Origin of the sequence: Bradyrhizobium genosp. SA-4 str. CB756, assembly GCF_000473125.1 — a bacterium.
Classification (GTDB): domain Bacteria; phylum Pseudomonadota; class Alphaproteobacteria; order Rhizobiales; family Xanthobacteraceae; genus Bradyrhizobium; species Bradyrhizobium arachidis.
The window spans coordinates 9325545-9341927 of the sequence record NZ_KI421499.1 but is presented as its reverse complement, the minus strand read 5'-3'; the positions used below and the strand labels follow the sequence as shown (position 1 = coordinate 9341927).

General features: G+C 61.4%; 12 protein-coding genes and 2 pseudogenes. 9 read left to right on the top strand and 5 right to left on the bottom strand.

Features of this window, described 5'->3' with window-relative positions:
- Positions 1-221 precede the first annotated feature (221 nt).
- The 3 genes and pseudogenes from BRAGE_RS57840 to BRAGE_RS51285 all read right to left on the bottom strand — a co-directional run bounded on the left by BRAGE_RS57840 (position 222) and on the right by BRAGE_RS51285 (position 2793).
- Positions 222-611 carry a PepSY domain-containing protein gene (locus BRAGE_RS57840; protein ID WP_084335150.1) on the bottom strand — a complete coding sequence of 130 codons (390 nt, stop codon included), beginning with the start codon at positions 609-611 and terminating at the stop codon, positions 222-224.
- A 191-nt stretch (positions 612-802) separates the two neighbouring features.
- Positions 803-1180 (bottom strand): NUDIX hydrolase, encoded by a 378-nt coding sequence (locus tag BRAGE_RS0145180; protein ID WP_027565100.1) that lies wholly within the window; start codon positions 1178-1180, stop codon positions 803-805.
- A 174-nt stretch (positions 1181-1354) separates the two neighbouring features.
- Positions 1355-2793 (bottom strand): annotated as a pseudogene (locus tag BRAGE_RS51285) (IS1182 family transposase).
- Between the two features lie 213 nt (positions 2794-3006).
- Here BRAGE_RS51285 and BRAGE_RS0145170 point away from each other — a divergent pair.
- The 5 genes from BRAGE_RS0145170 to BRAGE_RS52020 all read left to right on the top strand — a co-directional run bounded on the left by BRAGE_RS0145170 (position 3007) and on the right by BRAGE_RS52020 (position 7992).
- Positions 3007-3948, top strand: a complete 942-nt coding sequence (locus BRAGE_RS0145170; RefSeq protein WP_199820267.1) for a hypothetical protein — start codon at positions 3007-3009, stop codon at positions 3946-3948.
- A gap of 156 nt (positions 3949-4104) precedes the next feature.
- Positions 4105-4638, top strand: coding sequence for a hypothetical protein (locus BRAGE_RS0145165; RefSeq protein WP_035730722.1), 534 nt, complete (start codon positions 4105-4107; stop codon positions 4636-4638).
- A 128-nt stretch (positions 4639-4766) separates the two neighbouring features.
- Positions 4767-5765, top strand: a complete 999-nt coding sequence (locus BRAGE_RS0145160; protein ID WP_084335148.1) for an MBL fold metallo-hydrolase — start codon at positions 4767-4769, stop codon at positions 5763-5765.
- Positions 5762-7009 (top strand): WD40/YVTN/BNR-like repeat-containing protein, encoded by a 1248-nt coding sequence (locus BRAGE_RS0145155; RefSeq protein WP_141263474.1) that lies wholly within the window; start codon positions 5762-5764, stop codon positions 7007-7009. Before BRAGE_RS0145160 ends, BRAGE_RS0145155 begins: the two co-directional genes overlap by 4 nt.
- A 77-nt stretch (positions 7010-7086) precedes the next feature.
- Positions 7087-7992: a Vgb family protein gene (locus BRAGE_RS52020; RefSeq protein ID WP_051378342.1), complete on the top strand. Its 906-nt coding sequence runs from the start codon at positions 7087-7089 to the stop codon at positions 7990-7992.
- A gap of 85 nt (positions 7993-8077) precedes the next feature.
- Here BRAGE_RS52020 and BRAGE_RS0145140 read toward each other — a convergent pair whose 3' ends face one another.
- Positions 8078-8908, bottom strand: a complete 831-nt coding sequence (locus BRAGE_RS0145140; RefSeq protein WP_159073991.1) for an urease accessory protein UreH domain-containing protein — start codon at positions 8906-8908, stop codon at positions 8078-8080.
- A 768-nt stretch (positions 8909-9676) separates the two neighbouring features.
- Here BRAGE_RS0145140 and BRAGE_RS51275 point away from each other — a divergent pair.
- The 4 genes and pseudogenes from BRAGE_RS51275 (at position 9677) to BRAGE_RS0145120 (ending at position 13077) form a co-directional block, all read left to right on the top strand.
- Positions 9677-10444 carry an MBL fold metallo-hydrolase gene (locus BRAGE_RS51275; RefSeq protein ID WP_430642193.1) on the top strand — a complete coding sequence of 256 codons (768 nt, stop codon included), beginning with the start codon at positions 9677-9679 and terminating at the stop codon, positions 10442-10444.
- 361 nt (positions 10445-10805) lie between these two features.
- Positions 10806-11608: pseudogene (locus BRAGE_RS51270) on the top strand (IS110 family transposase); the annotation flags it as partial.
- Between the two features lie 12 nt (positions 11609-11620).
- A complete protein-coding gene (locus BRAGE_RS58140) occupies positions 11621-11782 on the top strand; it encodes a hypothetical protein (protein ID WP_430644516.1) in 162 nt (53 codons plus the stop codon).
- Positions 11783-12801: 1019 nt separating this feature from the next.
- Positions 12802-13077 (top strand): hypothetical protein, encoded by a 276-nt coding sequence (locus tag BRAGE_RS0145120; protein ID WP_027565093.1) that lies wholly within the window; start codon positions 12802-12804, stop codon positions 13075-13077.
- Between the two features lie 1757 nt (positions 13078-14834).
- Here the strand turns inward: BRAGE_RS0145120 and BRAGE_RS57700 are convergent.
- Positions 14835-15002, bottom strand: coding sequence for a DUF6894 family protein (locus BRAGE_RS57700; RefSeq protein WP_416207715.1), 168 nt, complete (start codon positions 15000-15002; stop codon positions 14835-14837).
- Positions 15003-16383 lie beyond the last annotated feature (1381 nt).

Here is a 16383-nt window from a genome sequence, read left to right as displayed (position 1 = left end):
CGCTTATGCGCGAGCGAACGTTACCGCAGCCTGGGCCGCGCTTCGAGCAGAAAGTCGCAAAATCCGGATGAGGTCCGGTCGCCCCGAGCATGTTGCCGATGCCTGTCGTCGCAAAAGCCGTTCCGAAGGGAGAAGTGCCTCGACCTATTCATGAACGGATTGCAGGGGGCCTGTGATCGACTACAACGACCTTTCGTGCCCCAAGGTCGTTCCTTCATAGATTAATCGTCCGGCTTCTCACGGGTTATCTCCCCGGTCTTGGGGTCTGCATGGAATTCCATCTTCTGTCCGTTCTTGATGACTTTGCCCTCCCACCGGCCATCGTCGGCTTCAATTCGGGTGACCACCGTGTAGCCGGACTCTATGACCTTCGCCTTCACCTGTTCAATCGGCATCCAGTCGGGACCAGGTTGGTCGGCATTTGCCAACGAGCTGACGGCGAGGAATCCGATTACCGTGATTGCGGCTGACGACGACTGACGGAAGGGAAATGGATTCCGAAACACCTCGGTCGAACGGTTAGCTGCCGGCGGTGAGTTCCCGACGTTACATTCGCGAACGTCTGGGCCGGAAGGAGCTGCAATGGGCAAAAAGACGACGACTGATACCATTAAGGCGGCCGCGCTTTATATGCTGAGAAACGGGTTAGCCAACTATCAAGAGATAGCTCAACTGTCTGGTAGATCCCGGCAAGTCATCCGCGTTTGGGGTAAAAAGGTCGACGCTCCAGCAGCCCGAAAGCGCTACCTTCGAAAAATCTGGATCGATGTCCATCGATCGCTTCGCTGACGTGACGTCTGGCCTACTTGGGAAACAGCTTGTCGCGAATATAACGCGAGGTCGCGGTCAGCCGGATGCCGCTCGGCTTCCGCCATACGGCCCGGTCGATCTCCTTCGGATCGCCGATGACCAGCTTGCCTCTGGCGTTCTTGGCGACGAAGATCGCATCGCTCATCTTCCGCCCCGATCGCTTGTTTTTCGCCGTGACCTCCTTCCAGAGGCTTACGCGTCCAAGCTTGAGTTTTGGCAGCTCCTCTTTGATTTCTCGGCGCAAGCATTCCTTTTCGGATTCGTTCGGGCGACGGCGGCCGCCCGGAAACATCCAGCGGCCGTCCGACCGACGCCTCACGAGGAGCACCTTGCCACGCTTCGCAGCAACTAGTTTCGATGATTTCGTCATAGCCAGCCGCAACGACCAAGAATCAGCGAAATGGTAACTTATCTCTTCGGCTAGACAAGTTTGGCGGCCGCTCGCCTAATGCCGCCAGGGTGGCTGCTTCACGTCTGCTTTGGGTCTTGGCCGTGTAAAAACGGCCTTACAGGCGTCAGTCTTAAAGCCAAAACTGAGCCGACCTCAGGCCACGATCGCGGCGATCAGCGGCCTGATCCCAAGGATATTCATTGCTCGGGTCAGATTATAGGCCAAAGCCGAGAGGGCCATCTCAGCGGCTAACCTTTGGAAGGGTTTTGGTCAGGAAGTGCGTCGCTCCCATGCGTGCCTTCATCGTGCCGAACGGATGCTCAACAGTCTCGCGACGAAGGCGCATAGCGAGCGGGTTCGCATCGAGCCGCTGCTGTACGGCGTCGAGCAGATCCTCGTGCTCCCATCGCGTGATCCGTCGCTCTGACCCGGGCGTGCACTGGGCCTTGATCGAACAATTCTTGCAGGCATTGGTCCAGTAGCGCCGCAGCATCTTGTCGGCTTCTTCGTTTGTATAGCGATACGGCAATCGCTCTCCGGCGGGACAACGATAGGCGTCTTCCTCCGGCAAATAGACAAAGTCCTGCTTACCGAAGCGTCCGTCTGACTTGGCGCCCGAAGTCATCGGCTTGGGCAGAGTTACCGTGATGCCGACCTCGTGACAGGCGAGGATCTCTGGACTGCTGAAGTAGCCACGATCGGCAACGGCCTCGAGCGTCTAGTCTTCAGAACAGCCTTCGCCTGCTTGGCCATGTTGGCAAGTTGTGCTCGATCTGAGCCGCTGTTCGTCACCTCATGCGCGATGATCAGGTGATGGTCGGTATCGACAGCAACTTGGACATTGTAGCCGACAACGCCGGATCCGCGGCCACTGGTTGCCATCAAACGGCTATCCGGATCGGTCAGCGAGATTTGCTGATCCGGCGAAGCAAGCATCTGCTTCTCGGAGGCAGCAAGCTTGCCATTTCCTCCTTCAGCTTTGTCAGCTTCTCGGTAAGCCTCGTCACCTTCGCCGCCAGCGCCTCGCTCGGCTCCTGTCGGTCGGCCGTGTCAAGTTGGCTCAAGTAGCGCGCGACGCTCTCCTCCAACTGAGCACGTCGCCGTTCCACCTTCGCGCGCGTGAAGTTCCTGTCCCGGTTGTTAACGGTCTTGAACTTGCTGCCATCGATGGCGACGCTCGCTGTCGCGAGCAGGCCCATCTCGCGGCAAAGTTCGACGAAGCGCGCGCATACCTTGCGCAGCGCCAGGCCGTTGTCCTTGCGGAAGTCCGCAATCGTCTTGTGATCGGGAGCGAGCCGACCCAGCAGCCACATCACCTCGACATTGCGCCCGGCCTCTCGTTCCAGCCGCCGGCTCGATTGCACTCGGTTCAGATAGCCGTAAATGTAAAGGCTAAGGAGCACCGAGGGATGGTACGACGGCCGACCGGTGGCCGCCGGCTCCGCACCCTCAAAGCCCATCTCAGCCAAACCGAGCGCATCGACAAATACGTCGATCACGCGAACTAGGTTACTCTCGTCAATGAAGTCATCGAGGCATTCAGGCAACAGCGTCCGCTGCCCACGATCCGCCTCTTCAACGAAGCGCCTCATCGATCCCCCCAAAAGAATCACAGGAGAATCATAACAGCAGCCCGCCGTTTTCACACAGCCAGGGTCAAAAGCTGCCGTTAGCGGGCTGCTTCACCTTGGTCGGCTCATCTCCTGCAAGCAGATGTTTCGGGTCTTCGAGCGCAAGTCGGCAACGGGCCAGGACGAGACATAGCTCGGGACATCCTGTTCCAAGGGCACGCGGGGCCGGCTGCCATGCCCCGCACCGCGGCCATGTCACGGGCGCACGCGATAGGGGAATTTGGTGTTGGGTCTAAATGCTGTTTAATAATGGACGGGGGTCGCCATTTTGGTACGTGCGTAATGACCGGAACTGCCCACGTTGTGTCCTTCCTGTTTCTCGGTTTTTTCCTCGGGATGCGGCATGCGACCGACGCCGACCACGTGGTCGCCATTGCCACGATCGTCAGTCGCGAGCGCAGCATGGCCGGCTCGGCGCTGATCGGCGCCGCCTGGGGCATCGGGCACACCATGACGGTGATGGCGGTCGGCGCGGCGATCATAGTGTTCGGGGTCGTGATCCCGCCAAAGCTCGGTTTGTCGATGGAATTCGCCGTCGGCATCATGCTGGTCTTACTCGGCATTCTCACCTTGACCGGGATGGGGCGGGCAGTCGGCGCAGCCCATGCCCATGCGAGTATCCCAGGCGGACATTCGCACGATCTTCACGATCACCTGCATGCGCATGGCGACTACGTGCACACGCACCCACACGGTCATGACTCGGATGCGCATGGGCACGCCGAAGACCAGACGCCGCTGGCGCAGCTCGACCGCAGTGCGTTTGGGCGAATGGCGTTCTATCAGTGGCTGCGACCGTTCGTGGTCGGTCTCGTGCACGGTCTTGCAGGATCGGCCGCCGCAGCCCTGATGGTGCTGTCCGTCATCCGCGAACCGGTCGCAGCGCTTGGCTATTTGCTGCTGTTCGGGCTCGGCACTGTGGTCGGTATGATGCTGATCACGCTGATCTTGTCAGCGCCGTTCGCGTTCACCGCCGTCAATTTGCCGAAATTCAATTGGTGGCTCCGTGTGGCGTCGGGCCTGATCAGCTTCGTCTTCGGAGTGATCCTGATCTATGCCATCGGCTTTGCCGAAGGCGGCCTGTTCACCGACGCGCCGAGTTGGGAACCGCGCTGACGGCTGCCGCACGACTGGCGATCAACGGCAACATGCGTTTCCGCAAGACCTGTTTCGGTTGACCGTCGGGGAAACCGAGAGATACAGTGTCGCAACGACAGATTGAATGGAGGATACGCCATTCGGACGATCGGCATGCCCGGTAGGCGGCCGTTGTTGCTGGTCGGCGTCGTTGGGGCGCTCGCCGCAACCACCGGTGCCGCGTGGCTGCACGAGATCCGGCCGCGGTCGGTGGCGGAACCCACGGCGCAAACCAGCGGAGCACGAGCCGAGAAAACCCAGCCGCCGGCATTGACCGCGGACGAGGAACGCTTCGCGACAGAATTGTGGGCCCTCCACCGGGAGGCAACCCGGTCGGCGGTAGCGATGAGCTTTGCTGGCATCTCCTATCAGACCGACGATCGGGACCCACGCGCGTTCGCACGAAAGATCGAGCCGCTGGCGAAATTCTTCCATGCCGCCGAAACGCAGGTCCGCACCATGAATGCGCCGCCGTCGCTGTCCGGGACGCAAGCGCAATATGTCAGCGCCATGGCGCTCTACGCTAACGCCGCCGCCGAAATACAGAAATTCACCGAGGATGGCGACGCGCAACATCTCGGCGAGGCCCACCGCATGGATGTGAAGGCTTCCGAAGACATGCTGCGCGTCGGCGAAGTGCTGTGGCCGGGACAATACAAGCCGCATTGAAGCGTTTTCGACTGAAGTGGAGACCGGTTCGCACCGAGACAAGATAAGGCCATCGAATCGCAGGTGAAGAGACAAGCGCAGTCCAATCTCGATCAGGAAGGCTCAAAGAAGCTGCAGGGAGAAAGACAATGAGAAAGCGTGCGTTACGAAACCGTCCGTTCGCGTGGGCCGCAATGATGGCGGGGCTGGCGTGCCTGTTCAGCGCGGCTGCACAGGCCCAGCAACCGGTCTGTTCGGCATGGCTGATCGAGAGCAGCCGTTTCATGAACGTCCCATTCGGATCGTTCATGCCGGATCGCGCTTTCGTGCCCGGCAGCACCAAGCCGGAGAGCAACATTCCGAGCGTCGATCTCCCGGTCAACATCGGCGTGATCAAGTGCGGCAACGAGTTGATCCTGTATGATACCGGCTGGAAGCAGCAGGACTATCTGAAGATGACCGGGTCGGAGCACTGGGCTCCGCTGCCGGACCAGTTGAAGGTTCTCGGCTTGAATGCCGCCGACGTCACCAAGGTGGTGATCGGCCACGCCCACTGGGATCACGCCGGCCAATTATCCGACCTGCCTAATGCCGTACTCTACGTCCAGCGCGAGGAACTCAAGGCGATCGAGTGGGCGCTCAACTATCCAGAGCCGCACATCCGAGCGGTCAACTCCGATCCCGGCGGCTGCAATCGTACGCCTGCCTGCGGCTACATGCCGCTCACCATCGAGGAAGTCTACGGCAAGGTGCTGAAGGGCAAGGCGGTGATCGTCGACGGCGAGATGGAGATCCTGCCGGGCGTGCGGATTCATCCGGCGTTCCGCGCCCATACCGCCGGCTCGCAGCTGCTCGAGGTGCCGACCAGCATCGGCAAGCTGGTGTTCGGCTCGGATGCGTTCTCGTCCTACGAGGGCATCCGCGACTGGATGACGGCGAACGTGCAGCAGACCGACACGGTCCAGCAGTTTCTCTCCTACGAGAAGTGCTACAAGATCACCGGCGGATACAACAACTGCGTCGCCGCTCACGAGCCGCTGAGCTACACCGACAAATATCCGCTGACGAAGAATTCCTGGGTCGCGTTGAACGGCGGACGGATGGCCGAAATTGCGCTGGCGCCGGGTGAGAAATCGCGCAAGCCATGAATGGTGTGCTCGGGGTGGGACCAGCCTTCCCAGCCCGACCGCTTCTTATTGAAGCTGGAAAAAAGCAGATCGGGTTGCGCCAGGTGGCCCTATCGGTGCGCCAGTTGGCGTTCGCGCTCGCCTGCATGTTGCTGTCCGGCAGTGCGTCGTCGCATGATGCGAGCAGCTATGGTGGCGTGTTTCGTTCCCGCGATCTCGGCGCGGCTTGGCTCAATGCGGATGTCGGTCTGTTTCTCAATGCTGCGCTCGTCATTGCTGTCGATCCACGCGATTCATTGCACCTGCTGGTCGGCACCGACCTCGGTATCATGAGTTCGCGCAATGGCGGGCGCAGCTGGGTGCCGGAGGGGCCCGACGTCATCATCGGCGCGGTATTTGCGCTCGCCTTCTCGGCGGACGGTGAACTGGCCATGTGTGCGGCCACCAGCGGCGTCTTTCTTCGTAACCAGAACGGCTGGCGGCGCGTCGAAGCGCCTTCTTCCGCGATCCCTGCGCGGGCGCTGGTCGCGGGGGCAGGGAAGGATCGCTTCTATCTGCTCGGCCGCAGCCGGCTGTTCGCGAGCCAGGATGGCGGCCGCAGCTTTGCCGTCGTGCCCGGATTGTCGCAAACGAGCGAGATGACGGCGCTAGTGGCGATCCCGGGATCGGCCGAACTTCTGGCGGCAGTGATCGACAGCCGGGCGATGGTCAGCGACGATGGAGGGCGCAACTGGCGCAATACCGGTCTTGGCGGCGCGGATGCGCCGGTCGACATGATCGCGGCCGATGCGACGCGGCCGCAACGCATTTGGGCGGCGGCAGGCGGCCGGATCGTCGTCAGCGATAACCTCGGCGCCGATTGGCATTCCGTCGGACGTTCGCTGCCTCTGGCGGGAGCGAGGGTGCGCGGAATCGCGGCGAGCGCCGACGCAACCACGCTCGTGGTCTCCTCCGATCGTGGCGTCTATCGCAGCGAGGACGGCGGTCAAACCTGGGCGCCAAAAGAAGACAACCTTCCGATCCATATCGAGGCCGGGCCGCTCGCCCGCGATCCGAACGATGCGGGTGTGATCTACGCGGTGTTCTCGCTGATGCCCTATGCCGAAGTCTGGCGAACTGCCGTCGAAGGCGGCAACCTGCTGGCGCGCATCGACCCGATCAGCCTCGCCGGCGGGCTCTCGTTCTGTGTGCTGATGCTGATCGGCGGCGTTCTTGCGGTGCGGTACCTGTCGCGCCGGCGCGCCACCACACATTCGCCGCGATGATCCGCGCATGGCCGCTGATGCTGCGAATATCAGCCGGGGTACTCGGCATCGCTGTGTTGGCTGGAGTCGCATTTCTGATGATGCGCGCCGTGCTGGTGCAAAAATTTGTCGAGTACCGCATGAGCGAGCCGCAGGATTCGCCGATCGCGATTGCGGCGGGCGCCGACGGCAGCATTTGGTTCACCATCGACCATGCCGATGCGATCGGCCGTCTGCGCGACGGCCGCCTCGAGCGGCTGCCGACGACAAACCGCAACGTCGAGCCCCTTGGCCTGGCGGTCGCCGCCGACGGCAGCGCCTGGTACACCGACCTCGCCGGACGCGCCATCGCGCGCGTCAGCAGCGCCGGCCAGATCGCACGGTTTGCGTTGGATACCCCGATTGCGCGCCCCGGGCGGCTGACGCTCGCGCCCGACGGCGCGGCCTGGTTCGCCGAGCCGACCGGCTATGGCGTGACCCGGCTGAAGGATGGCGTCTTTACCCGCCACCAGATCGATTCCTCACGCGGCGGACCCTATGGGATCGCCGCGACGGCCGACGGCGCCATATGGGCGACGCTGCAGAACGGCAACCAGCTGCTCAACCTCGCCGCCGACGGGACCAGCCGGACAATCGATCTTCCGCGCCGCGGCGCCGTACCGACAGATGTTGCCGTCGGCTCCGACGGCTCGGTGTGGTTTCTGCAGTTCCGCGCCAATCGCATCGGACGCTTCAAGGATGGACAATTCTGGGATGTCGAGGCGGCTCGCGAAAATTCAGGCCTCAGTGGCATTGCCGTAGCTCCCAACGATGACGTCTGGTTCGGCATGATGCGCAGTGCAAGCCTCGGGCGGTTGCGCGACGGCCGCATCACGGCCTTTGCGCTTCCCCGCGACAACGCCCGCCCGTTCAGTGTTGCGGTCGATCGCGACGGCAATGTCTGGTACGCCGACATTAGCGGATATGTCGGCATGCTGCCGGCCAGGTATGCGGGTGCGCGGTAACAGTGGATTTCAAGTGGATTTGGATTTTCTATGGTACTCGCGGCAAACCCAGTAGGATGTGCCGCTAGGTGGTGCGAACTACGCATCAGCCCGCCGGCAGCGCTGCCAGCTCGGACACCGCGCGGATGGTCAGCACCACGCCCATGCCGACGATCAGCAGGCTGGTCGCGATCTGGAGGCGGATCATCCAGATGCTGGCCAGCCAGTCGAGCACCTTCTCGCCGACCTTCGCGGCAACGATGCCCACCACCACGAGCGTTGCCGCGAAGCCGAGGCTGAACACCAAGACGGTCATTAGGCCTAGGAGGACTTTTCCGCTCGACAGCGCGCCGAGCAGCAGCGCGAGCGCGGCTGGATCGGGGAGTAGGCCGCCCGCAACACCCAGCGCCAGCAGCACTGGGAGTTTCGGACGGTTTTCGGCCACGACGTCCAGCCGGTGGGCGTGGACCTTACCGAAGCCGTGGCTGTGCCAGACCACAGGCTCGCCGTGCCCATGGTCAGGCGGGTGGTCGTGAGCCGCGTCATGCGCGTGATCGTGAGCATGGTCCTGCGCATGAGCATCCGCTCGATTGGCGACATCGCCAGGCTCGCCCATCGCGAGCGCCACCAGATCGCGCTGCGTCCACAGCATCCATAGGCCGAGCACGATCACCAGGATGCCGACCCCGGCCGCCAAGTAGGCTTCGGTGCGCTGCGGCCGGAGCCAGGTCGAGCCGAGTGAGGCGAGCACGCCGACCAGCACGATTCCGCTGGTGTGGGACAGCGTGACGAAAATTCCCAGGATCACCGCGTCGATCGGCTTGCCGCGCGCGCCAACGATGTAGGCGGCCGCGATCGTCTTGCCGTGACCCGGCGTCGCCGCATGCGCGGTGCCCGCCCAGAAGCTCGACAGGACGAAGAACAGGAGTTCCCGCATTGAGGCAACCATCAGTTGGCCGGCTACGGCCGTGGAATTTGCCACTTTAACTCGGTCAAGAATCCCATCAAGGCGGCAAGAGACGACGGGTTGAATTCGTCACTTGCTCTTTGTCCAACAACAGCCCGTTTCGGTCGTTGCCCCTCCAGCAAACTGGCCCCGGCAAGTTATGCCGGAAGGACATTCCTGCATTCGCAGGACCGAGCCAACTTCAGCTCTGGGTCACAATGCGAAGAACTCAGGTTGAGAAAATCTGGTCCGCTCTGCCGCGATGAGCGGACCACGTCGGACCCGGCGCAACTTCGCAGATGGGCCACAATCCGAGATCGCGTTCACCCCAAACCGGAACCCACGATGCCGTTTTCAGCACGTGACCGCCCCCGTGTGACAAATCTATTGAATCATCATACTCGTGCTGTTAGCATTCGGAGCGGGGGTTGGAATGCAGCTCGCGTTAACTGCGACTATGATCGTTTGGGGACGTATCGGTGCACAGGGTTTGGTGCGGATATTTTTCGCCACGGCTTCATCAGCCATTTTGGTGCTTCCCGCTGAAGCGCAGGAGCGTTCTGCCCAGCAGCCGGACCAACTCCCACCAGTCACCGTAACCGCGCCCGATGCAAAGCCACCAAGACGAATTGTACGACAAAAGCCTCTGCCAAATCGGGCGCGCGCACAAGAAACGTAGCTCGGCCTGGGCAACAACGTGAAGCGCCCATTGTGGGCTCAAGCGGGGTGACGCCTGCGTCTTCCGATGATGCTACAGGCTTGCGCCCCACAGCTGCCAGCTCGATCCGCTTCACCGGAGCCGAGGTCAATGCGGTGCCCTTCACGCGGCCCGTGGTGGTCAATACCGGCGACAAGCTCGTCGTGTTCGATTCTGGGATGGGAAGCCTGACGCTGTTTGGTCCGACGACTGGCCGGCTGATGAGCAGCATCAAGCTGGCGGGAATCGATCCGAAAGACGTTGACGCGGTGGTGATGACGCACGCGCACATCGACCATTGCGGCGGCTGCATGGGGGACGACGGATCGCGTCACTTCCCGAACGCCGAATATTTCATCACGCAGGCGGACTACGATTTCTGGACTGACGAGACCAAGGTGCCGTCCGAGTTCAAGGTCTTTCTCGATACGGCGCGCAAGAATCTGCAGCCGAACAAGGACCGGATGCATTTCATCAAGGACGGCGAGGAAATCCTGCCCGGTGTTCATGCGATCTTGGCGCCGGGCCACACGGTCGGTCACACGGTCTTCATGATCAATTCCGGCACGGACTCGCTGTGCTACATCGGCGACCTCGCTCACCACCCGGTCCTGCTACTGGAGAAACCGCTGACCGAGTTCATGTACGATACCGACGCCAAACAGTCGGCGAAGAGCCGGGTGCGTGTGCTCAACATACTGGCGGAGGGCAGGACGCGCCTGCTCGCCTATCATTTCGCTTGGCCGGGGATCGGCCACGCGGCGAAGCAGGGCGATGGCTTCCGCTATTATCCGGAGGAAATGACGCTGATCCCATTGAGCCCAACCTGATGGTCGGGATTTTGCCAGACAGCGAGGGGTCCCGCGCAGCCGGGACCCTGGCGTTGCAGGCAGAACGGCCGCGGTTTATCGATTGCGCACCGTGCTCTCCCTCAAGCCATCTACCCGCGTCTTGCTTCCCCTGAGTACGTTATCCGGAACGCCACCGGCGGCTTGTTTTTGGGACCTTTGTCCGTTGGCGCATCGACGTCTGTTGTTAGCTGCGGTGCATGAGTCCGGTCGTGGCCCGTAGCGACCTTCGCGGGATATCCGCTGAGGTCCGCTTGTGATGCTGTGGACGGCTCCTCCACGGGCACGAGAGTGCCAAGGAGTGGGCGCCGTTTGAGGCTCCCACGATTCGGAGGAGCAGCCTATGCAGTCAATTTCGACGATTGGTCTGGATATCGCGAAGTCGGTCTTTCAAGTGCATGGTGTCGATGCAGCCGGTCAGGTGGCGATCCGCCGCCAGCTCAAGCGCCGTTTCGTGCTTTCCTTCTTCGAGAAGTTGCCGCCGTGCCTGGTGGGGATCGAGGCTTGCGCGTCATCCCATTACTGGTCCCGCGAACTGCAGGCGTTGGGGCATACGGTGCGGTTGATGCCTCCGGCCTATGTGAAGCCCTACGTCAAGCGGCAGAAGAACGACACCACCGATGCGGAGGCGATTTGCGAGGGGGTCACGAGACCCAACATGCAGTTCGTGCCGACCAAGACGGTCGAGCAACAGAGCGGCTTGATGCTTCATCGCGCGCGCCATCTCTTCATCCGCCAGCAGACTGCGGTCATCAATTCAATCCGCGCCTATCTTGCCGAGTTCGGGATTGTCGCTCCCGTCGGGCGCCGGGGTGTCGAGCAATTGCTGGAAGTCGTCGCCGATACAGCCGACCGCCGGCTCCCGGAGGTGGCCCGCGCATGTCTTGCGGCTCTCGGCAGTCAATTGCGGGTGCTGAAGGCCCACATCCTGGAGTTCGACCGGCGCATCATCGCCTGGCATCGATCAAGCGCGACGAGCAAACGGCTGGACGTGATCCCTGGCGTCGGGCCGGCGCTGGCGACAGCGCTGGTCGCGAGCGTTGCCAAGGCCTTCCGATCGGGTCGAGATTTCTCGGCCTGGGTTGGACCGTGCCGAAGCAGAATTCGAGCGGGGGCAAGGATAAGCTTGGCAGTATCAGCAAACAAGGTGATCGCTATTTGCGCAGCTTGTTCACGGCTGGCGCGCTCGCGGTGATCCGCTATGCCAAGATCCATGGCACGGGGCATCGGCCTTGGCTTACGGGACTGCTGACGCGTCGACCGACCAAGGTTGCTGCGATCGCGCTCGCCAACAAGATCGCCCGCATGGCACTGCGTTGAGCAAATCGACGACGAAATCACCGTTTCCGTCGCGAGCGTTGTCGGCGTTCATTTCCAAGTGACGGCGGATCAAGCGCTTGAGCTGTCGCGGGCCTTGGCCGTTGCCGCAGACAATGCGGTGAAATCGCGCGTGTCGGTCGAGGCGTAGTGGGCTGAGTAGCCGCTAGACGGCGGAAGTGGCGACCTTACCGTACTCCTGCAATCACACGGAAACGAGGAGCCGCCAGTTTGTCAGGCGGGACGCGAGCTGGCGTGAACGTTGTATCGGTCCGCTGAGCGCGTTTGCAGTTCGGGCAGAGAAAGAGGTGGGCGATTAACGGATCCGGAGTGTCTCGCACCAACTCCGAGCGAAACCATCTCATGGTGATCCGGCAATTCGGACGGTCCGGGGCTCCGAGCTGCCCCAGCGCATTCTTCAGCCGATCCATCGCCGCCCCCCCCCTGATCGGGAAATAGTAGCAGGTCCCTTTGGATCGCAACGCGTCAAATGATACACAAGGGCAAACTAGGGGACGGAAAAAAGTAGCTACCACGGCGCCGAATGATGAGCAGCAACATTAAGACCGCCTGATGCCCGGCCGGCGTGGCATTTGGGAGTGTAGGCTGGAGCCGCTGCGCTCGGGTTGCACGAAGCAGACGCGAGCCTAGGCAGAGGCCGAAGGCGGCTCTGTTCGCTTTCGCACAGTTCTGTTGCCTATTTTCCCGAATTGACTCACATGGGTCAATTGCAATCCGGGAACGAGCGGCGCCCACTCACCAAGTCTCCAGGTGATTAGAGGTTATGGTGACTGAAAGTGTGCCGCCGAACAGATTTCTCATTCGCATGGGAGGCATTGGTTGGATGGTTTACGATCGAGAGCGCCGAGGTCCAGCACTGATCGGCGCCGACTGGGCAGCCAATTTGACGAGGGAGCAGGCGGAGCGAGCGTACGAAATCCTCGTTGGCTCAGCAGAAGACTCTGAATAGGTTCTTGCCGGCCAGCTTGTGCTGCTAGGTTAGTGCGGAGAGGAGCGCTGAGTTGAAATTGACTGATGAACGTGCCTTCGCCGACCCGGAAATCGCCGCCCGCAAGCTAGTCGAACTGGCCTCGATCATCGAGACCGACCAGGACGGCCGCATCCATGTTGAGAAGATCAACGCGCCCTTTCTCTACACCCTGAAAGGGACTGGCGCAGAATTTGGTGCCGGCATCCGATACGCGGTGGAACAAGGATGGCTGGAGCTGCATGAGGGAACTTACGTGCGGCTTCTAAAGGGGGGCGCCCCTGATTTGCAGCAAAGGCCCAACCACTGAGGCGGCCTTAGTCTGGATCGATCCTGTAAACGTCGCCCGGATTGAGGCTTAGCTTCTCGAATGTCCTTTGCTGCCTTTCCGTAAGGACCGCTGGAATAACTTCCGCCGTCCAACCTTCGGGAACGGCGGCCAGGACCAGCGTCAACGCCTGCCTAGGTTTAGCTAAAGCAAGCCACATCTGCTTCGTTGGCGGCGCGTCGTCTGAGGCCACCTCAACGATAGTGAATGAATTGCCGAACGACTCCGCCATCGCGGCTAATGCAATAGAGTGTCGCTAGTTGCTGTTTGTGGGTAGTCGAACTGGGCCAGCTATCAACCGATATGTGGGCACCCAAGCGGTGTTCCACGTTTCCATCGTCGCGCCACAAACCGAGCAGTCGAAGCTGGCTATTTCCCGCGAAGGGGTCATCGCCTCAGTGCGGCTGTAAACAGCACCGCACAGACAGGACCGATGATGAGATTCTGGCATGCGCCTTTATGCGCCAGAAAAACAAAACAGGCTACCAGCCAATTCTAACTAGGCCATCGGGGGCGGCCCGCCAGCGCGACCCGGCAGCAATGTTGCACAGTTGGTCCAACTATTCCTTGCGAATCATCGGCCACGATCCGGAAAAATTGGCAACGCGCACCTGTTTGAAGGGCTGTGCCGAGCGGCCTCACGGGTCCGAGCCAGTTCCGGAACTGCTTGAGTGTTCCGTCTGTGAATACACGCCAGAGCAGGAGTGATTTATCTGTTCTGGGGCCTGGGGAACAACGCCCCCCCCAGAGGCCGCGGTGGCACCCGCCGCCCCTACACTCGATAACGGGTTGGTGAATGAAACATCTTTCTCCCCGATCGAAGCAATCCGGAAACAGACGGGGGCCACTCTCCCCATGAGGAGCTTTCACGGAGAGACCTCAGATGATTGCACTTCAAGGAATTGCGGCCGTCCTCGGTGCCGGATTGTTCTGCTGGATTTATTCACCCGAACTCGGCGCCGATGTGGTGCTTGCCATCGTTGCCTGCCTCGCCTGAATGGAGCTCCGCTGGACAACTGCAGCAGGTCGATGGCCGGATGTTCGAATGGCCAGCCTAGCTTGCGATTGTTCCGAGCCGCAAGCAATCGATAATTTGCAAGCTACTTACGACGCAGCTTTGATGGCGGCATGCCGCGCCCGATCCGACGCCACGCTCCTACGCACGCCAACGGCCGGCCGCTCAAGATCACGTTCGGCGAGATGCGCGAGATAGGCTTGGGCGGCGTCCTGGTCTACTGCCGTTGCGGGCACCACGTTGCGCTGCAGATCGCTGGCCGGACGAGATGCGACCGTCCGATCTCGAGCCGTGGTTCGTCTGTCAGGGGTGCGGCAGCCGCGGCGCCGACGTACGGCCGGACTTCGAGCGCAGTGACGGGCGGCGCGCAATCATGGGGGTACCGTGCGGAGCATGGAGGAACAAACGGCGCGACATGAGCTTGAGTCTCGCCGGCTCGCCACGGGCTGGCGAAGCGGCCCCGGCCTTTACCGCCCCAAGCCCCCTGAAGCCGGGGCCGCGTTTCCATCCTGTGGGATGCCGCCAAGCCAACCGAGGCAACCTTACTTCGACACGATGATCTTCCTGGACCGCCGTAGCGCCGCCTCGCTCTCGCCCAGCGTTTAAAAGCTGCGTTCCATAGTTTCAGGGTGGTGCCGGGGGAATGAGTCCGTGGCCTGCTCCCTGAGTTCTCGATACCGTTCGGCCTCAGCCCTCTTCAGGCGTCATGAACATTGAGAGGAGTCTATTGGCTCCTCAGGCGCTCTATCTCAACTGTGAACCGCACCTGCATGAGCGGCCCGGCATCGTCGCGCACCTCGATTGAAGCCTCGGAAGGCTTGATTGGCAATTGGAAATTCTCCGCTGCTGCATCGGCCATGGTCCGCGCAGCCTCTCGCTCCACAGCGTCCATGTTAAACAACTCTGGGATCCAGAACGATCGGCCGCAGGCGCCGCTCTGGAACAGCTCCTGCGGCCGGGGCCGCGACGTTCCGCACGATCGGCGCGACAGGCCAATTTGCCAGCACAGAGGTCCACCAGCGTGAACCGGCGAGGTGCGGCAATGAGCACCCCGCAGTGTCTCGCCNTTCTTAGGAACACTCCCTCAAACCGATGCTTGAGCGATTATCATGTTGGTNCTATCGCCAGAGGTACGTAGGATTCTGCGGCGGGCCCGGCTCTACGGCTACCTGATCGAGCGAAACGGCCAGATCTATCAGTTGGCCGCCTTTCATCCNGTTTGCACGAAAGCGTTTGCACTCAGGTTGGTCGAGGGCGGCTGGCTGACGAAGAACGGCGATCGATACGAGCTGACTACCCAGGGGCGTGAAGCGCCGGACTGAATTCCGGCGGCAGCCAGCAGGCAGGGAACTCAGGCGTCTATTCTTTTCGGTACGGGTGATTAACGGAGTACAGGCGCGCGAGCGTGAACCCGCGGCTAAGGAGTAGAGATATTGGCGGAGACTGCATGGCTATCGCNGGTCGCAATGCTGAAGTTGCCCCACTGGCTGATGATCGCAGGGGCGTTNCTTGTGGTCGCCGGCTTTATTGGTGTTCTCGTCGGCGCAAAGAAAACAAAGAACACGGTCTACGTGAATACACATCCCGACGCTGCTGCCGACACGCCGCGCCGGCAGATGGCGCCTTTGCCAAAGCTTCTCGATTCTAAAAGAAGCCCCCGCAAGGACGACGACGGCAGGACATTAAGAGAGCAAGGCCCTAGCGTGAAGCGGCGCAGCAGAGGCACATAAAAACGGCTCCAGTCTTGGGGGGCCGGAGCCGCTATTTCCAGTCTTCTGACCACGGAGTCGGGGACGGGCGGCCAGAAGCGAACGGTAAACCCTTGGACCTGGAGATTGGTTCCTCGGCCGCTCAACAGGGAAGCGAAGGCCCGCCCAGGCCGTCAATTGAGGCGGCTCAACGCGCGCGTCGTTCTTCATCCTCGATACTGCTTGGCCAGTCCTATGAGGCTCTTCGCGATGTTCCTAAGTACGGTGGCGGTTCGTGGAGTGACGCCCGCCACCTCCGCCTTGCTCCGATAATCCATCGCTAGCGTCAGACATTCTTCGGCAGTCCGCATTCCAAGCCCCGTGCGCATCGAACTGAGATTGGCGATGTACTGCAACGGATGACTCAGGAAAGTTCACAAATGAACTTAGGGCATCTCAGTTCAAGGCTCACCAGCGTGAACCGGCGGCCCTGCTCTCGTCACCGGCCAGCCGGCGGGCGTGCGCCCTACTTTGAAGCTTGCTGAAATCAAGGGGCCGCAGCGATCGAGTTCGCAGCCTTCTTCG

Bases quoted from the DNA above. Each gene is read 5' to 3' on its own strand.
- BRAGE_RS0145170 (WP_199820267.1), top strand. From the start codon at position 3,007: ATGCCCCGCACCGCGGCCATGTCACGGGCGCACGCGATAGGGGAATTT.
- BRAGE_RS0145140 (WP_159073991.1), bottom strand. From the start codon at position 8,908: ATGCGGGAACTCCTGTTCTTCGTCCTGTCGAGCTTCTGGGCGGGCACC.
- BRAGE_RS57700 (WP_416207715.1), bottom strand. From the start codon at position 15,002: ATGGACGCTGTGGAGCGAGAGGCTGCGCGGACCATGGCCGATGCAGCA.
- BRAGE_RS57840 (WP_084335150.1), bottom strand. From the start codon at position 611: ATGGTATCAGTCGTCGTCTTTTTGCCCATTGCAGCTCCTTCCGGCCCA.
- BRAGE_RS0145160 (WP_084335148.1), top strand. From the start codon at position 4,767: ATGAGAAAGCGTGCGTTACGAAACCGTCCGTTCGCGTGGGCCGCAATG.
- BRAGE_RS52020 (WP_051378342.1), top strand. From the start codon at position 7,087: ATGATGCGCGCCGTGCTGGTGCAAAAATTTGTCGAGTACCGCATGAGC.
- BRAGE_RS0145155 (WP_141263474.1), top strand. From the start codon at position 5,762: ATGAATGGTGTGCTCGGGGTGGGACCAGCCTTCCCAGCCCGACCGCTT.
- BRAGE_RS0145180 (WP_027565100.1), bottom strand. From the start codon at position 1,180: ATGACGAAATCATCGAAACTAGTTGCTGCGAAGCGTGGCAAGGTGCTC.